The organism is Kaistia adipata DSM 17808 (assembly GCF_000423225.1).
Lineage (GTDB): Bacteria > Pseudomonadota > Alphaproteobacteria > Rhizobiales > Kaistiaceae > Kaistia > Kaistia adipata.
In genome coordinates this window covers 466,114-482,034 of sequence record NZ_AUHO01000006.1, presented here as the reverse complement: position 1 = coordinate 482,034, position 15,921 = coordinate 466,114, and the positions used below count along the sequence as shown (strand labels likewise).

Genomic DNA, 15,921 nt, shown 5'->3' with positions numbered 1-15,921 from the left:
CGAACTCCATTCCATTCTCCTCGCCCAGTCACTGGGTTGGCAATCTCCCTAGCCTGCGCTAGGGCTCGTGGCAATCGTCCTTGCATGGACAGCAAGCGGCACCATTTCAGGCAGGAGCACTGCTGCCTGCGTGTTCGCGCTGACCAACCTTATCTGGAGACCGGTCGAATGTTCCGCCGCCTGTTCAATCGAAACCGCAGGAACGAGGCCATAGCATATTCGCTTTACGGCGCCATCGTGGCACAGGCGAGGCAACCCGCGCTCTACACGGAGTTCGGTGTTTCCGACACGCTTGATGGCCGCTACGACATGGTGGTGCTGCACGGATTCCTGCTTTTCCATCGCCTGAAGACGGAGACGGAACAGAATCGCGCGATCGGCCAGGAGGTGTTCGACATCTTCCTGAAGGACATGGACGGCACGCTGCGCGAGATGGGCGTCGGCGACCTCACGGTCCCGAAAAAGCTGAAGAAGATGGCCGAGGTGTTCTTCGGTCGTGTCCGTGCCTATGACGAGGCGCTGACGGCCGGCGATCACGCGGCGCTCGTCGCGGCGATCGAGCGCAACGTGTTTCCCGAGGGTGCGCCGGAAGGGGCGGCGGAGCAACTCGCGCTCTATGCCGAATCATCCGTTGCATCGCTCGCCGCGCAGTCGCTCGACGAGATCCTCTCCGCCGAACTCGCTTATTCGAAACTTCCCTCCTCGCCCGCGGCAGCATGATGACCCAAGAAACCTTCACCCGCAGCTTCGATGTCTCACATCTCGGCAGCACCGCACAGACCCGGCATGTCACGGCCGACGCCGCCGAGTTGCAGGCACTCAAGAAGGCATTCGACCTTCTGGATCTGACGAGCTTCGAGGCCGATCTCACCATCGAACCCTGGGGGCAGCACGGCGTCAAGGTCGATGGCCGGTTGAAGGCCGATCTCGCGCAGGCCTGCGTCGTCACGCTCCAGCCGGTGCCGTCGCACATGGACCAGCGTTTCTCGCTGAGCTTCCTGCCGGCCGATGTCATCGCGGCGGATCCGAAGACCGTGGCCGAGGCCGAAGTCATCGTCGTCTACGACGAAGAGGACCCGCCGGAGCCGCTCGAGGGCGGCGTCATCGACCTCGGCGCCATCCTGACGGAACAGTTCGCCCTGGCGCTCGATCCCTATCCGCGGGCGCCGGGCGCCACCCTCGACGGATTGGCCGAAGAGGACGTTGATAAACCGACCTCGCCATTTGCCGCGCTTTCTAAACTGCGCGACAAATGATAGCGAAGGGCCATGAATCGGCCACATGGGCATTGAAAGAGTGTTGCCTCACCGGCCGGTATAGTTATTTTCCAGCGCCGTCGTCGCCGGGCCTTCGCTCTGAGCGGCCGCGTCGAACAGGGGCGGAATGGTTCAAGCGATAAAGATAGCGATCGACGCGATGGGCGGCGACAATGGCCCCGCGACAGTGCTCGCGGGGGCGGACATTGCCCTCGTCCGTCGTCCTGAGCTGCGCTACCAGCTTTTTGGCGAGGAGAAGGCGGTTCTGCCGCTCCTCGAATCGTATCCCAGGGTCAAGGCTGTCTCGACGTTCACGCATTGCGACGTGACCGTCCAGATGGACGACAAGCCCAGCCAAGCCCTGCGCAAGGGCCGCTGGAAATCGTCGATGTGGCGCGCCCTCGAGGCGGTCAAGAAGGGTGAGGCGGACGCCGCGCTCTCGGCCGGCAATACCGGCGCGCTGATGGCGATGTCCAAGTTCTGCCTGCGCACCATGGCCGGAATTGAGCGCCCGGCTCTTGCGGCGATCTGGCCGACCTTGCGCGGTGAGAGCATCGTTCTCGACGTCGGCGCCACCATCAACGCGGATGCGCAGCAACTGATCGATTTCGCCATGATGGGCGGCGCCATGGCGCGCGCCATCCTGGACATCGAGAAGCCGACCGTCGGCCTGCTCAATATCGGCGTCGAGGAGATGAAGGGTCTCGAGGAGGTCCGCGTCGCGGGCCAGCTCCTGCGCGAGGCCGATCTCAAGCGGCTGCGCTACATGGGCTTCGTCGAGGGCGACGATATCGGCAAGGGCACGGTCGACGTGGTGGTCACCGAGGCGTTCGCCGGCAACATCGCGCTGAAGACGGCAGAGGGCACGGCGCGCCAGATCGCCGCGCATCTGCGCGACGCGATGAGCCGGACGCTGATGGGCAAGATCGGCTACCTGTTCGCCAAAGGCGCCTTCCAGCAGCTCCGTCAGAAGCTCGATCCGCGCGCGTCCAATGGCGCCGTTCTGCTCGGGCTCAACGGCATTGTGATCAAGAGCCATGGCGGAACCGATGGCGTCGGCTTCGCCAATGCCATCGAAGTCGGCTACAGCATGGCCAAGAACGACTTCCTGTCGAAGATCAATCAGGATCTCGCCGACTATCACCGCGCCGGCTTCGCGCGGGGCGTCGCCGAGATCGTCGATGAAGGTGTGATGTGAGTTTCATCCGTTCGGTCGTCCTTGGCTGCGGCAGCTATCTGCCCGAGAAGACCCTCACCAATGCCCAGCTCGCGGAGATGGTCGAGACCTCGGACGACTGGATCGTCCAGCGGACGGGCATTCGGGAGCGCCATATCGCGGCCGAGGGTGAGCTGACGTCCGATCTGGCGACCGCCGCGGCGAAGGTCGCGCTCGCCGACGCGGGCCTGAGCATCGGCGAGATCGACATGATCATCGTCGCCACCGCGACGCCGGACGATACCTTCCCGGCGACCGCCGTCACGGTGCAGCGCAAGCTCGGCATGGAGCATGGCGCCGCCTTCGACATGCAGGCCGTCTGCTCGGGTTTCGTCTTCGCGCTGTCGACGGCCGATGCCTTCATCCGGGCGAGCCAGGCGAAGCGCATCCTGGTCATCGGCGCCGAGACCTTCTCCCGCATCCTCGACTGGACCGACCGCACCACCTGCGTGCTCTTTGGCGACGGTGCCGGCGCGGTCATTCTCGGCGCCTCGGTGCAGGATGGCACGCGCGAGGACCGCGGCGTGCTGACGACGCACCTCCGGTCAGACGGCCGGCATCGCGACAAACTCTATGTCGACGGCGGCCCGTCCTCGACGGGCACGGTCGGCCATCTGCGCATGGAGGGCCGCGAGGTCTTCAAGCATGCGGTGGGCATGATCACCGACGTGATCGAGGATGCGTTCCGCGCCACGGGCTACGAGGCCGCTGACGTCGACTGGTTCGTGCCGCACCAGGCGAACCTTCGCATCATCGATGGCAGCGCCAAGAAGCTCGGCATCGAGAGCGACAAGGTGGTTCGCACCGTGTCGGCGCATGGCAACACTTCCGCGGCGTCGATTCCGCTGGCGCTTTCCGTCGCGCGCGACGACGGGCGCATCAAGCGCGGCGATCTGGTGTTGCTCGAAGCCATGGGCGGCGGCTTCACCTGGGGCTCCGTTCTGCTGCGCTGGTAGGAATAAACCAGAGATACCCGCATCTTAGGATCAAGGACGTTGACCGGTCACCGCTCTGGCAATAGGCTTGCCGGCGGGGAAATGTCGTTGGTCGCCAAGCAGAACATCGGGAAACGAGACCATGTCAGGCAAGACGGTGACGCGTGCCGACCTTTGTGAGGCGGTTTATCAAAAGGTCGGTCTTTCGCGGACGGAGTCCGCGGATCTGGTCGAACTGGTTCTCGACGAGATCAGTGCGTGCATTGTCCGGGGCGAATCTGTCAAACTGTCGTCGTTCGGATCGTTTCTGGTCCGCTCCAAGGGCGAGCGGGTAGGGCGCAATCCCAAGACGGGTGAAGAGGTTCCCATCGCGCCGCGTCGCGTGATGGTTTTCAAGCCCAGCAATGTCCTCAAGCAGAGGATCAATGGCTCGCTCGTTCCCAACGGTCACGATACATCCGAGGACGAGTGACCGCCACAGCCGACCGAGGCGAGCGTCAAAGCGTGAGAGTTGATGTCCAAGGGTCCTGATGCCTTCCGGACGATCAGTGAGGTGGCCGAGGAACTCGACCTGCCACAGCACGTCCTGCGGTTCTGGGAAACGCGGTTCACGCAGATCAAGCCGATGAAGCGCGGCGGCGGTCGGCGTTACTACCGGCCCGACGATGTCGACCTGCTGCGGGGCATCCGGCGTCTCCTCTATGGTGAAGGCTACACGATCAAGGGCGTCCAGCGCATCCTGAAGGAGCAGGGCGCGCGTCACGTCATCGGCGCGGGCCAGGGCATCGGACTGGATCCGGCGCCCGAAGGCGACGAGCTCGAGGACTACGGCGACGATATCCTTCAGGATCCGGGCTACGATCCGCCGGATACGGGCGAGGATTTCGACGAACCGCCGCATGGCGAGATCGGCATGGGTGGTCGGCGCGAGCCCAGCTTCAGCGTTCCTGCGGATCTATCCGATGACGGCCTTGAAGCCTCCGTTCGCGCCGCTGTCGAGCGTCAGCCCCGCCATTATCCGGACGGTCGCGTCGATCCGCCGAACGGACCGTCGCGCATTCCGGTCGCGCCGCCTGACCTCGAGACATCGGCCGAGGACTATCGTCCGAGGTCGGAGGCCGCTCCCGCGCGGTCATGGCAGCCGCCCGCCGCCACGCCGCATTTCCAACACGACGTCGAACCGGAAGGCGGTCCGTCAGGATTCGCTCCCGCGGCGCAGCCGCGCCAGCCGGCGGACCCGGGAAGACCGTCTCCGCACGAGCGGGGAGGGCAGGTGCTGTCGGGCTCCGACCGCGAGCAGCTCCGCGCCACCTTGATGGAACTGCTCGAGTGCAAGCGCATCCTGGACAATGTGCGCTAGCGTGTTCTGAGCAATCCACCGAAATGCGCGCGCGGTTCGCCGCGAACGGCAAAATGCCGGTGACAAGCGCGATCGAACCATGCTAACAGCGGCGCATCGGTTGCCGACCCCCATCGGCACCGCGTGGCAAAGGCCACGCCAGAGCCAAGTCTCTGGGAAGAAATGCGGATTTTCCGCTGGTGACGGAGCGTAGCGCAGCCTGGTAGCGCACTTGTCTGGGGGACAAGGGGTCGCAGGTTCAAATCCTGCCGTTCCGACCACTCATTCTAATTCCAGCCTTGATGGTTCCATCCAGCGCAGCGGTGCTGTGCGCCGGATTCGTTTCCTTTGACGTGACCGTGGGCGCGATGACCGCCTCGCGCCTTGATGGGGCGCTGCTGGCATCGTCGGGCGGCAGGATCGTTCTACTCTTACGGTGCTTGGGCGGGCACGTGGCCGGCGCAGCTCGGTCCAGCCAGCTTGGCAATCGATGATTACCTTGGCCGATGCTCTCATGGCTTCCAAAGACCTTGCGTTCTTCTTGTTGTCCCGGATTGGCTGGTGATGGACTTCCTTGTCGCTCCGAAACTCAAGTCATGAGAGCTTGTGACGGTCTTCACAGTTCCCTACAATCCACCTTAATTCAGTCAGAATCATGCGCTATGAAGTCGAGCATGGCTAGAATGACTTATCCCTCGGGCTCAAGGCGCTCCGGAAAAACGCGCGTTTTTTCCGGAGGTGGATTAAATGTGAACTGAGGTCTGCACAGTTCTTTCCACTCCGGCTCCCTCGATCCTCGATTTGCAGGCAGTTGGTCGTGTCGGGTACTGACACGTCACCGGAGCTTTCGATGTTTGTTGCATTTTCCTTCTCAACGCCGGGATCTCGAGAACCTCAATTGCCGAGGGCCTCTTTCGTTTCGTCAGGGCAAGGGCGGGCCGCGCCCGCACGCGGGATCGCGCGCCATTTGTGGCGGGCGAAGGAGCGTGCCTATGGATGAGTTGATCCTGGAGCGTCCGTCGCGCCACCGCTTTGTCGAGGCGAGCGACACCTATCAGCAGTATGGCGCCCTGCCGTGGCGGCGGAATCGTAGTGGAGAGGTCCGCATTCTGCTCGTCACCTCGCGGGAGCGCGGCCGTTGGCTGTGCCCCAAGGGCTGGATCGTCGAAGGCCGGACGGCCGCGGATAGCGCCGCGCAGGAGGCCTTCGAGGAGGCTGGCGTTTTTGGCGACGTCAGCGCCGACCCGTTTGGCTCGTACAGCTACGACAAGATCCTGCGCGACCAGTCGACGATCGATTGCCGTGTCACGATGTTCGGGCTGCGGGTTCGTGGCACGCTGCTGCAGTGGCGCGAACGCGACGTGCGCAAGCGCCGTTGGTGCGGCCTGCCTGAGGCGATCGAACTCGTTTCCGATGTGGGTCTGGGCGATCTGCTGCGTCAGGTTCAGGCCGAGCCTCAGCTCCTCGGCTGATCGCCCGCGCCTCGCCGCCGACCGGAAGCCGGTTCGAAGGGACTGCTATTCCCGCTGCTTGGCGGTCCGGGCCAATGGGCCCGGATCCGTCGAGGGGGTGGGGATGGCGATGCCGATGCTGGCAACCGTATAGCGGACGCGCCGCAGGGCCTCCCGGCCCTTGCTGCCGAGCTTCACCGCAACGCCTGCGGCGATCGTGTCGATCACGGCCATGTGGGCGTAGCGCGACGGCGTCGGCAGCAGAACATTCTCGTCCTCGGCGATCACGCTCGGAATCAGGATTTGCGCGGCCTCCGCCAGCGGCGTATCGGGTCGGGTGAGGGCGACGGTGATCGCTCCGAAGGAACCGGCGATCTCGACGGCTTCGGTGACGGCGCGGGACCGGCCGCTGTTGGAAATCGCGAAGACGGCGTCACCCGGCTGCAGCGTGGCAGCCGACATCCGCATCTGGTGGCTGTCGGCATAGGCGGAGACGGGAATTCCGAGCCGGAACAGGCGAAGCCTGGCGTCGTCGGCGAGCGCGGCGGAGCCGCCGCCCTGCCCATAGATGTCGATGCGGCGCGCCTTGGCGAAGGCGTCGATCGCCGTCCCGACCGCGACTGTGTCCAGTTGGTCCAGCGTCTCGCGCACCGTCGTCGCCGCCCGCATCATGATCGTCTGCGCCAGCTGGCCGACGTCGTCGCTGAAGACGCGATCCGACCGAAGATAGACGGCGGCGACCGTGAGCGTCGTCGCCAGCCCCAGCTTGAAATCGTTGAACGACGAGCAGCCCACCGAACGGCAGAACCGCGTCACGGTCGGCTGGCTCACGCCAGCCTTGGTCGAAAGTTCCGAAATCGTCAGTCGGGTGGCAGCCTCGAAATCCTGGCGGACGACCTCGGCCACCCGGCGCTCCGCGGGGGAGAGTTCTCCCTCGACCCGCTCGATGCGGGAGACGATGTCGATGGCGGCATTTGACTGCGTGGGGTTGCGCTTGGTCATCTCGTTCAAGTTCCTGGCCCGGTCTGCGAGGCTCGCGATGATCCCGAACGCGGATTGTTGCGGCTGTTGACGTAAGTGAATTACACGAATCTCAGACTCCGGCAAGCGAACAGGCGGTCGTTGCGGCGCCGAAAATAGAAGATCGTCAGCCGAAATTCCTCATACGAATGAAATTTATGTATTTTAAAACAGGTGGTTAGAAGAGTTCGGTAATTTCCCGGCCGGATGCTGTTTTGCCCTTGCGTCAGGTTCGATTGTGTAACATGCTTTCAGGAATGAGCCGTCGCTAAAGGCGGTTGGGGAACAAGCTGCGGATGCGCCTCAAGGGCCGGCGTGGCATCGGGGAAGATGGAGGGCGCTGGCGTGAACGCTAACGGGGCTCTCGATTCATCGCGCGGCGATGCATCGAAGATGGCGACCAAGATGGTCGTCGAGGGGGCGAGCAAGTTCTACCAGGCTCGCAGTGGCGTCGTGCATGCACTCGACAACGTGTCGCTGGAGGTACGCGAGGGCGAGTTCCTCTGCATCCTCGGGCCGTCGGGATGCGGCAAGTCGACCTTGCTGTGGTCGATGGCGGGCCTGCATGGGTTGAGCGGCGGGCGCATCCGCCTCGGTCAGGAACCGATCCTCAAGCCGCATCCGGAGATCGCGATGATCTTCCAGGAGGCCAACCTGCTGCCCTGGCGCAATCTCGAAAAGAACATCGCGCTTCCCTTCGAGCTGAAGAAGGTTCCGCCCGACACGGCGCGGATCAGGTCCCTGTTGGAGCGGGTCGGCCTCAAGGGGTTCGAGACCAAGATGCCGCGCGAGCTCTCCGGTGGCATGCAGCAACGCGCATCTATCGTGCGCAGTCTCGCCGTCAATCCTTCGGTGCTGCTGATGGACGAGCCGTTCGGCGCGCTCGACGCCTTCACGCGCGACGAGATGAACCTGCTCATCCAGGAAATCTGGATGGAGACGAAGAAGACGATCATCTTCATCACCCATTCGATCGTCGAGGCGCTGTTCCTCGCCGACCGGATCGTCGTGATGTCGGCCCGGCCGGGGCGCATCCAGGAGATCGTCGACGTCGACCTGCCGCGCCCGCGAGGCGTCGATCTGCAGTCGACGCCCGAGTTCATCGAACGCGTGAATGCCATCAAGGCGATGATCGATCACCGCAGGCCCTGACGGTCGCGACCAAGTTCAAGGATAGCTCACGTGGACAGTCAACTTCGCGACCAGATTCCGACGTTCGGCGCCAAGCAGGAGAGCGGGGGCGCGTCCGGCCTGACCGGCGGTTTCTCCGCCCTTGCCTCGGGCGGTGGCCGCAGCGCCTTCGAGACCTTCGTCATCATACTCGTTGCCGTCGTCATTATCGGCGGCGCCGAGATCCTGCTCGGCATCTTCAACGTGCCGCAATACATCATGCCCAAGCCGAGTCAGATCGGCATGGCGCTGATCACGGAGTGGCCGTTCATCTGGCCGCATCTGATCGTCACCATTTGCGAGCTCTTGATCGGCTTCTCGATCGGCGCCTCGATTGGCTTCGTCCTTGCCGCGGTGATCACCCAGTTCCCCTTCGTCGAGAAGATCGTCACGCCCTACATCCTGCTGCTCGTGACGACTCCGATGCTGGCGCTCGTGCCGCTCCTGGTGCTGCGCTTCGGCTTCGGCTGGGAGCCGCGCATCATCGCCGTGGCGCTCGCGTCAGGACCGATGGTGATGATCAATTCGGCGACCGGATTCCGGCGCGTCGACCTCGCCAAGCTCGCGCTGGCCCGCTCCTTCGGCGCGTCGACCTTCCAGATCTTCACCAAGATCCGCATTCCGATGGCCATGCCGATGATCATCGTCGGCCTCATGGTCGGCTCGATCTTCGGCCTGCTGACGACGGTGGGCGCCGAGATGGTCGGCGGCGCGGAGGGGCTTGGGAACCGCCTCAACTACTACTCGTCGATGATCCGCATGCCGCAATTCTTCGCGGTCATCACCCTGCTCGCGATCATTGGCATCTCGATCTACGTCTTCTTCTTCTGGGTCGGAAAGAAATGGGCCAATTGGGAAGCCTGACACCGGCCGTTGCCTGACAGAAAACGAGGGAACTGCAATGACGAAACTTTGCAACATGATGATCAATCGTCGCCGTCTGCTCCAGGTTACGGCGGCCGGTATCTCGGTCTCGGCGCTCGGCATCGGCGCCGCCGGCTCGGCGCTCGCCGAGGAGGAGATCACGGTGCGCTGGGTGTCGCCGCGCGGCACGCTCGAGGTCGTCGACGACTTCGCCTACTGGGTGGCCAAGAAGTACGGCTATTTCGGCGATCTGCAGACGACGATCGAAGCCGGCCCGCAGGACGGCACCGCGACAGTCAAGCTCGTCGACCAGAACCAGTCCGACTTCGGCTATCCGTCGCCGGGCATCCTGTCGCTCGGCCTCGAGCAGGGCATGGATCTGGTCTCGATCTATCACGTGATGGCCGGCGACGTGTTCGACTTCGCCTTCCCGAAGGGCAAGGCGCCGGCGGACCTAAAGGGCCTCGAAGGCAAGACCATCGCGCTCGGCTCGGCCGGCTGGCAGGCGATCACCAATCCGATGCTGGCCGCCGCCGGCGTCGACACCAGCAAGGTCAAGTATGTCGAGGTCAGCGCCTGGGGCCAGGCTCTGGCGCAGGGACAGGCCGACGCGGCGCTCTCCTGGGAGGGTCTCCGCGCCCAGTGGCGCGGGCAGGGACTCGACTTCGACTACCTGCTCGGCAAGAACGTCTCCAAATTCCCGGCCAATTCCTTCATCATCCGCAAGGCCGATCTCGCCGATCCGGCCAAGGTCGCGGCGTATGAGAAGTATCTGCGCGGTTGGGCCATGGGCCTCGAATTCGCATGGCAGAACCCGCGCGCCGCGACGCAGATCACCATGGAGCAGTTCCCGGGTCTCGCCAGCCAGATGAACCCGACGGTGGCGACGGAATCGCTGATGCAGCAGACGGCGTTGATGCGGGCCAACTGGGACAATCGCAAGGCCTGGGGCTTCCACGACCCGGAGAGCTGGCAGAACTATTTCGATGCCATCGCCGAGATCGGCCAGGTGTCGAAGGTGTTCAAGGCGGAGGACGTCACGTCCAACCAGCTGATCCCGGCTGCGAACGATTTCGACCATGCCAAGGTCAAGGCCGATGCAGACGCGTTCCAGCTTTCGGACGACTACAAGGCGGTCGATGTCGCCGCGATCGAGGCCGTTCTCTGAGTGAACCAGCGGAGGCGATGCCAAGTGGCACCGCCTCTGCGTTCGACTCTGACAGGAGAAACAGATGTTCGTCTTCGACCATGTTGGGATCACGACGACGGAGAAGCAGCCGGACGAGAACTGGGTCGAGCAGAGCCGGCTCTGGGTCACCAATCCGCGCCATCATCCCGAGCATATCGAGTTCCTTCGCTACGAAGCGGACAGCGCCGTGCCGGAGATTATCAAGGCGAACCCGCATGTCGCCTATCGCGTCAAGGAGTTCGAGCCACACCTGAAGGATGTCGAGATCCTGATCCCGCCCTTCGTGGTCGGAGATTTTCTCGAGGTCGTCTTCGTGCTCAAGCACGGCATGGTGTTCGAATACATGCGCTATCTGAAGGATGGCTGGTTCGACGATTGAGCCGGCCCGCGGCGCGGACGGCCGCGCTTCCATCTCCCGCCGATCATGGGTGCCGCGCGATCGTCGCGGCCAGTCCTGCCTCCCGGGCGGATCCGTAGCTTTCAAGGATGGGGTTTCAGATGACTGGAGGATTCTCCGGCAAGAAGGTTGCCATCACCGGCGCCGCCGGCGGCATCGGGCGGATGCTGGGCCGTGTCTTCGGTGAGGAAGGCGCGACGATCCTGGCGCTCGACAAGAGCGACAAGGTCCATGCCTTCGTCGACGAACTGACGGCATCCGGCATTCCCGCCGAGGCGGCCCGCGTGGACATCAGCCAGGCGGAGGCCGTCGCCAAGGCGTTCGAACTGCTCGGCGAGGTGGACGTCCTCGTCAACAACGCAGGCTATTCATTTCATCCGACGCTCGCCGCGACCGACCCGGCCGGCTGGCAGTCGGACATGCAGGGTAATCTGGGCGGCGCCTATGCCTGCGCCCATGCCGTCCTGCCGGGCATGGTCGCCCGCCGCTCCGGCTCGATCGTCAATGTCGGCTCGGTCAATGCGCTCCATGCCTTGGGCGATCCCGCCTACAGCGCCGCCAAGGCCGGCATGATCGCCATGACCAAGGCGATCGCCATGGAATATGGCCGCTATGGCATCCGCGCCAACATCGTCCTCCCGGGCACGGTTCGCACGCCGCTCTGGGAGCAGCGTGCGGCGAAGGACCCGAAGGTGCTGGAAACCTTGCAGCGCTGGTATCCGCTCGGCCGCATCGTCGATCCGATCGAGGTGGCCCGCGTCGTGCTGTTCCTCGCGTCGGATGCCGCCAGCGCCGTCACCGGCGTGGCCCTGCCGGTCGATTGCGGGCTGACGGCCGGAAACATTGTCATGTCACGCGAGCTGACGCTCGAGCCGTTCTAGAGGGGGGAAGAATGGACAGACTGCGCATCGGGGTGATCGGCCTCGGCTGGTTCGGCGAGATCCACTGCGAGACGATCATCGGGGTTCCGAATCTCGAGCTCGCGGCGCTCTGCACGCGGCAACCGGATCGGCTGGCGGCGATGGGGGCCAAGTTCGGCGTCGCCAAGACCTATACCGACTACAACGACATGCTCGCCGACCCCGACATCGACGCGGTGTCGATCTGCACCATGTGGGACCAGCATGTCGGCCCGGCCGTCGCCGCGCTCAAGGCAGGCAAGCATGTCTTCCTCGAAAAGCCGATCGCTTCGACGGTCGAGGATGCGCGGACCATCGTCGAGGCCTCGAAGGGATCCAAGGGCATCCTGTTCGTCGGCCACATCGTCCGCTTCAACCCGCGCTATCGCATGGCCAAGCAGGCGATCGACGCCGGCAAGATTGGCAAGATCGTCGCGCTCTCGTCGCGCCGCAACATTCCGGCGGCCTGGACCCCGACCATCCTCAACAAGATCGGTCCGATCGTCGGCGATGCCATCCACGATACCGACGTGATGCTCTGGTTCACCGGCGAGAAGATCGTCTCCGCCTATGCGCAGACGATTTCGGTCCGCAACCTGAAGCATCCCGATATCGGCCAGACCATGTACCGCTTCGCCAGCGGCGCCACGGCGACGCTCGAGACGGTATGGTGCATGCCGGAGAAGACGCCGTTCGACATCGACGAGCGGATGTCGATCATCGGCACGGAGGGCATCATCCACGTCCAGGACACCTTCCCGAATCTCGGGATCGTCTCGGACGACAAGCTGCACAGCCCGGACACGACCTATTGGCCGGAGTTCAACGGCGTGCGCGGCGGGGCGCTCCGGGACGAGTTCTCCTATTTCGCGAACTGCGCGCTCGCCGGCGAGACGCCGAAGATGGGCGTGCCCACGGATGCCGCGGCGGCGCTTGAGGCGACGCTGGCAGCCGAGGAATCCGCCCGCACGGGCAATGTCATCAGGATTGGATAGGGAGCACGCTTATGGCCAAGCAAAGGGTTCTCGTCGTCGGCCTCGGCAACATGGGAATGAGCCATGCGCTCGCCTATGCGAAGATCGAAGGATACGAGCTGGTCGGTCTGTGCACGCGCAACATCGACAAGGTGAAGCTGCCGCCGGAGCTGGAGGGCGTCGCGAAGTTCAACAATTTCGAGACGGCGCTGGCAGAGTTGAAGCCCGATGTGGTCTCGATCAATACGATGCCGGACACCCACGCCGACTTCGCGATCAAGGCGATGGAAGCGGGCGCGCATGTCTTCGTCGAGAAGCCGATGGCGCTGACGGTGGAGGATGCCGAACGGGTCGTCGAGCTTGCCAAGCGGACCAAGCGCAAGCTCGTCATCGGCTACATCCTGCGCCAGCATCCGAGCTGGGTGAAGTTCATCGAGATCGCGCGCGAACTCGGCACCCCGCTTGTCTTCCGCATGAACCTGAACCAGCAGTCGAATGGCGAAACCTGGGAATGGCACAAGCGCCTGATGCAGAGCTTCCCGCCCATCGTTGATTGCGGCGTCCACTATGTCGACGTCATGTGCCAGATGACCTCGGCCAAGCCGGTGCGCGTCCACGCCATCGGCGCGCGGCTGACCGATGAGGTGCCGATCAACAATTACGGCCAGCTTCAGGTCATGTTCGAGGATGGCTCGGTCGGCTGGTACGAAGCCGGTTGGGGCCCGATGGTGTCGGAACAGGCCTTCTTCGTGAAGGACGTCTTCGGTCCCAAGGGCTCGGCCTCGATCGTCATGGCCGAGAACAACGCCGGCGTGAAATCCGACGACATCAACGCGCACACCAAGACGAGCCAGATCCTTCGCCACTATGCCGACATGAGCAAGCCGGACGAGCGGATCGACGTTTCGGACGAGCCGGATCACAATGCCTTGTGCGAGCGCGAGCAGCTTTATCTCCTGAAGGCGATCGAGGAGGACCTCGACCTCACCGATCACATGAACGACGGCGTGAAGAGCCTTCAGATCGTGCTGGCGGCCGACAAGTCGATCCACACCCAGCAGGTGGTCACGCTCTAGCGAGACAATCGGAGCGGCCGCCGGACCCGGCGGCCGCTCTCCCGACGAACGCGCCGGCCGGACATGCTAGGCTTCCTGCCGCTGTCGTCCCGGTGCAATGTGTTCGCAGCGCCGAATATCCTGCGCCGCATCGGGCTCCAGCCGGAGGCCGATCATGGTGCTGTCTGCCCGATCCGCGGCGCCGTCCGGTCGCGCCGGCCTGCCCACGCAGCAGATCTTCCAGCGTGACTGGCAGATCTACCGCAAGATGATCGACAACAACTATCTCTTCCATCGCGAGGCCTATGCATGCCTGCATCAGGTTCTCGCAAGCGAGATCGATCATCCCTTTTCGTTTCTCGACATTGCCTGTGGCGACGCCAGCGCCAGCATCTCGGCTTTGCGAGGGACGGCGGTTGCGCGCTACGAGGGCATCGACCTCTCCCGCGTGGCGCTCGACATGGCGGACCAGCTGCTGCCGGCGCTCGGCACGCCCTATGTGCTCAACGAAGGCGATTTCGCCGAATTGCTGCCGACGCGGCGCGACCCGCTCGATGTGGTCTGGATCGGCTTGTCGCTGCATCACTTCCAGACACGCGAAAAGCTTCGGCTCATGCAGGCGGTTCGTCTGCTGCTGGGCGAGGGCGGCCGCTTCCTGATCTACGAGAACTCCAGCCCGGACGGCGAGGATCGGGACGGATGGATGCGGCGCCTGGAAGCCCAGCGTCCTTTCTGGAGCGCCTATGACGACGCCGAATGGAAGGTCGTCTGGGAGCATATTTCGCGGGCCGACTATCCGGAGACCCCGTCGACTTGGGCGCGTCTCGGCCACGAGGCCGGATTTGACCGCATCCGCGAGCTCTTTGTCGCGCCGAGCGATCTCATGCGGCTGTACAGCTTCGAATGACCGTCCGGTACCGGGCGCGCGGCAGCGCGACGGGACCGAAGACGAGCGGTGCAGGCAGCGGCGCCGCGATGACGGGTCGGCGTGCCTTCCATTCGAGCGCATGGGCTCCCCAAATCAGGCCGTAGATCAGGAAGAGATGCCGCCAGTGGTCGTTGTCGATCACGTTGTGCACGACGAGATGGCCGATATAGACGGCAAAAAGACACTGGACGAACGGCGTCCAGGGGCGCGCCCTGAACAGCAGGGGCACGGCGATCACGAGCGTCCACGCGACGAGTGCGATATAGGAGAAACCGCCGATCCAGCCATAGGCGGTGAAGCCCTTGAGCCACATGTTGTGCTCGTCCTCGCCCATCATCTTGCCGAACTCGAACGGTCCGAGGCCGAACGGAAGCTCCTGGATCATGAAGAAGCCGATGATGTGCCGTTCGAACCGGCCGAGGCGTCCGCCATCATAGGACTGCACCAGCTTGAAGCGCTGGGCGAACAGCTCCTGCACCTCCGGAATGGACAACAGGATGGCGAGGAGGAAGGCGACCGCCAGGAGCCCGCCCGCGATATAGGCGACCATGCGCAGCCGCCGGCTCTGGCGCGGTTCGGAAACGAAGGCGAGCAGCGTGACGATCAGGAGCGCGACAATCGCCATGCCCCAGGCTGCACGCGAGAAGGAGAGGAAAACGCCGGCCAGCAGCACAGCGATGCCGACCAGGCGCCAGCCCGAGTTCAGCAGCCGGTCGGTCAGCACCGCGCGGGTCATCACGACCAGGGGCAGGACGAGGAAAGGCCCGAAGACGTTGGGGTCCTTGAAGGCGCCCTTGGCGCGATCATAGAGCGTGAAGATCTCGCCATAGGGAATGGCGCCGAAATAGCCGAGGATGCCGAGCAGGGCGCAGACGATCGCCGAGGCGATGTAGCTCCGCTCGATCACCTTGAAACGTCGTTCCGTATCCGTCTGGATGACGGCCGCGAAGAAGATCGACGAGATGATGAGGAAGGCCGTCGTTGCCATGTAGATGGCAGGCCTGGTGAAGGCGTCGAGCTGCGAGAACGACAGCAGGCCGCCTACCATGTAGAGCAGCATCAACACGATCATCGGCAGCATTGGCCGGCTGAGCGAGAGGCCGGCGAAGGACCAGAACGCGACGACGACGCAGAGCAGCAGGTCCGACGGTGCCGGCTCGAACAGCACGAAGCCGCTGAGGAAGACCAGCACGCCGATGACCGCGTTGCCGATCATGCGTGCTGGGAT

At 63.9% G+C, this 15,921-nt stretch carries 17 protein-coding genes and 1 tRNA gene; 16 read left to right on the top strand and 2 right to left on the bottom strand.

From position 1 onward, the window contains the following. Window positions 1-168 precede the first annotated feature (168 nt). From G539_RS0102555 to G539_RS23460, 8 genes are all read left to right on the top strand, one after another. Complete coding sequence (locus G539_RS0102555; protein WP_029073805.1) at window positions 169-720, top strand: ubiquinol-cytochrome C chaperone family protein; 552 nt, start codon at window positions 169-171, stop codon at window positions 718-720. Further along, a complete protein-coding gene (locus G539_RS0102550) occupies window positions 720-1,256 on the top strand; it encodes a YceD family protein (protein WP_029073804.1) in 537 nt (178 codons plus the stop codon). Before G539_RS0102555 ends, G539_RS0102550 begins: the two co-directional genes overlap by 1 nt. Before the next feature lie 127 nt (window positions 1,257-1,383). Beyond that, window positions 1,384-2,454 (top strand): phosphate acyltransferase PlsX, encoded by a 1,071-nt coding sequence (gene plsX, locus G539_RS0102545; protein WP_035829872.1) that lies wholly within the window; start codon window positions 1,384-1,386, stop codon window positions 2,452-2,454. Then, a complete protein-coding gene (locus G539_RS0102540; protein ID WP_029073802.1) occupies window positions 2,451-3,428 on the top strand; it encodes a beta-ketoacyl-ACP synthase III in 978 nt (325 codons plus the stop codon). Before plsX ends, G539_RS0102540 begins: the two co-directional genes overlap by 4 nt. A gap of 121 nt (window positions 3,429-3,549) precedes the next feature. Next, the gene (locus G539_RS0102535; protein WP_018181779.1) at window positions 3,550-3,879 is read left to right on the top strand and encodes an integration host factor subunit alpha; all 330 of its coding nucleotides are present in this window, start codon (window positions 3,550-3,552) and stop codon (window positions 3,877-3,879) included. A 42-nt stretch (window positions 3,880-3,921) separates the two neighbouring features. Continuing rightward, window positions 3,922-4,767 carry a MerR family transcriptional regulator gene (locus G539_RS26490; RefSeq protein ID WP_029073801.1) on the top strand — a complete coding sequence of 282 codons (846 nt, stop codon included), beginning with the start codon at window positions 3,922-3,924 and terminating at the stop codon, window positions 4,765-4,767. Between the two features lie 183 nt (window positions 4,768-4,950). Continuing rightward, window positions 4,951-5,027, top strand: a tRNA-Pro gene (locus tag G539_RS0102525). A 711-nt stretch (window positions 5,028-5,738) separates the two neighbouring features. After that, complete coding sequence (locus G539_RS23460) at window positions 5,739-6,218, top strand: NUDIX hydrolase (RefSeq protein WP_084639741.1); 480 nt, start codon at window positions 5,739-5,741, stop codon at window positions 6,216-6,218. A 45-nt stretch (window positions 6,219-6,263) separates the two neighbouring features. On the opposite strand, the gene G539_RS23455 is transcribed toward G539_RS23460, so the two are convergent. Beyond that, the gene (locus G539_RS23455) at window positions 6,264-7,199 is read right to left on the bottom strand and encodes a MurR/RpiR family transcriptional regulator (protein ID WP_156911752.1); all 936 of its coding nucleotides are present in this window, start codon (window positions 7,197-7,199) and stop codon (window positions 6,264-6,266) included. Between the two features lie 411 nt (window positions 7,200-7,610). On the opposite strand from G539_RS23455, the gene G539_RS0102510 reads away from it, so the two are divergent. From G539_RS0102510 to G539_RS0102475, 8 genes are all read left to right on the top strand, one after another. After that, window positions 7,611-8,369 (top strand): ABC transporter ATP-binding protein, encoded by a 759-nt coding sequence (locus tag G539_RS0102510; RefSeq protein ID WP_029073800.1) that lies wholly within the window; start codon window positions 7,611-7,613, stop codon window positions 8,367-8,369. Between the two features lie 30 nt (window positions 8,370-8,399). Then, the gene (locus G539_RS0102505) at window positions 8,400-9,251 is read left to right on the top strand and encodes an ABC transporter permease (RefSeq protein WP_029073799.1); all 852 of its coding nucleotides are present in this window, start codon (window positions 8,400-8,402) and stop codon (window positions 9,249-9,251) included. A gap of 37 nt (window positions 9,252-9,288) precedes the next feature. Continuing rightward, the gene (locus tag G539_RS0102500) at window positions 9,289-10,419 is read left to right on the top strand and encodes an ABC transporter substrate-binding protein (protein WP_029073798.1); all 1,131 of its coding nucleotides are present in this window, start codon (window positions 9,289-9,291) and stop codon (window positions 10,417-10,419) included. Window positions 10,420-10,483: 64 nt separating this feature from the next. Continuing rightward, window positions 10,484-10,819, top strand: coding sequence for a hypothetical protein (locus G539_RS0102495; protein ID WP_029073797.1), 336 nt, complete (start codon window positions 10,484-10,486; stop codon window positions 10,817-10,819). A gap of 119 nt (window positions 10,820-10,938) precedes the next feature. Next, window positions 10,939-11,718: an SDR family oxidoreductase gene (locus G539_RS0102490; protein ID WP_029073796.1), complete on the top strand. Its 780-nt coding sequence runs from the start codon at window positions 10,939-10,941 to the stop codon at window positions 11,716-11,718. An 11-nt stretch (window positions 11,719-11,729) separates the two neighbouring features. After that, window positions 11,730-12,731, top strand: a complete 1,002-nt coding sequence (locus G539_RS0102485) for a Gfo/Idh/MocA family protein (protein WP_029073795.1) — start codon at window positions 11,730-11,732, stop codon at window positions 12,729-12,731. 11 nt (window positions 12,732-12,742) lie between these two features. Next, window positions 12,743-13,786, top strand: a complete 1,044-nt coding sequence (locus tag G539_RS0102480) for a Gfo/Idh/MocA family protein (protein WP_029073794.1) — start codon at window positions 12,743-12,745, stop codon at window positions 13,784-13,786. A gap of 154 nt (window positions 13,787-13,940) precedes the next feature. Continuing rightward, a complete protein-coding gene (locus G539_RS0102475; RefSeq protein WP_029073793.1) occupies window positions 13,941-14,672 on the top strand; it encodes a class I SAM-dependent methyltransferase in 732 nt (243 codons plus the stop codon). Here the strand turns inward: G539_RS0102475 and G539_RS23450 are convergent. After that, window positions 14,647-15,909: an O-antigen ligase family protein gene (locus G539_RS23450; RefSeq protein ID WP_051231032.1), complete on the bottom strand. Its 1,263-nt coding sequence runs from the start codon at window positions 15,907-15,909 to the stop codon at window positions 14,647-14,649. The genes G539_RS0102475 and G539_RS23450 overlap by 26 nt on opposite strands. Window positions 15,910-15,921: the final 12 nt, after the last annotated feature.

Excerpts from the sequence above, each read along its gene's own strand:
- plsX (WP_035829872.1), top strand. The coding sequence starts at position 1,384 with ATGGTTCAAGCGATAAAGATAGCGATCGACGCGATGGGCGGCGACAAT.
- G539_RS0102475 (WP_029073793.1), top strand. The coding sequence starts at position 13,941 with ATGGTGCTGTCTGCCCGATCCGCGGCGCCGTCCGGTCGCGCCGGCCTG.
- G539_RS23455 (WP_156911752.1), bottom strand. The coding sequence starts at position 7,199 with ATGACCAAGCGCAACCCCACGCAGTCAAATGCCGCCATCGACATCGTC.
- G539_RS26490 (WP_029073801.1), top strand. The coding sequence starts at position 3,922 with ATGTCCAAGGGTCCTGATGCCTTCCGGACGATCAGTGAGGTGGCCGAG.
- G539_RS0102550 (WP_029073804.1), top strand. The coding sequence starts at position 720 with ATGACCCAAGAAACCTTCACCCGCAGCTTCGATGTCTCACATCTCGGC.
- G539_RS0102500 (WP_029073798.1), top strand. The coding sequence starts at position 9,289 with ATGACGAAACTTTGCAACATGATGATCAATCGTCGCCGTCTGCTCCAG.
- G539_RS0102480 (WP_029073794.1), top strand. The coding sequence starts at position 12,743 with ATGGCCAAGCAAAGGGTTCTCGTCGTCGGCCTCGGCAACATGGGAATG.
- G539_RS0102555 (WP_029073805.1), top strand. The coding sequence starts at position 169 with ATGTTCCGCCGCCTGTTCAATCGAAACCGCAGGAACGAGGCCATAGCA.
- G539_RS0102490 (WP_029073796.1), top strand. The coding sequence starts at position 10,939 with ATGACTGGAGGATTCTCCGGCAAGAAGGTTGCCATCACCGGCGCCGCC.
- G539_RS0102535 (WP_018181779.1), top strand. The coding sequence starts at position 3,550 with ATGTCAGGCAAGACGGTGACGCGTGCCGACCTTTGTGAGGCGGTTTAT.
- G539_RS0102495 (WP_029073797.1), top strand. The coding sequence starts at position 10,484 with ATGTTCGTCTTCGACCATGTTGGGATCACGACGACGGAGAAGCAGCCG.
- G539_RS23460 (WP_084639741.1), top strand. The coding sequence starts at position 5,739 with ATGGATGAGTTGATCCTGGAGCGTCCGTCGCGCCACCGCTTTGTCGAG.
- G539_RS0102510 (WP_029073800.1), top strand. The coding sequence starts at position 7,611 with ATGGCGACCAAGATGGTCGTCGAGGGGGCGAGCAAGTTCTACCAGGCT.
- G539_RS0102485 (WP_029073795.1), top strand. The coding sequence starts at position 11,730 with ATGGACAGACTGCGCATCGGGGTGATCGGCCTCGGCTGGTTCGGCGAG.
- G539_RS23450 (WP_051231032.1), bottom strand. The coding sequence starts at position 15,909 with ATGATCGGCAACGCGGTCATCGGCGTGCTGGTCTTCCTCAGCGGCTTC.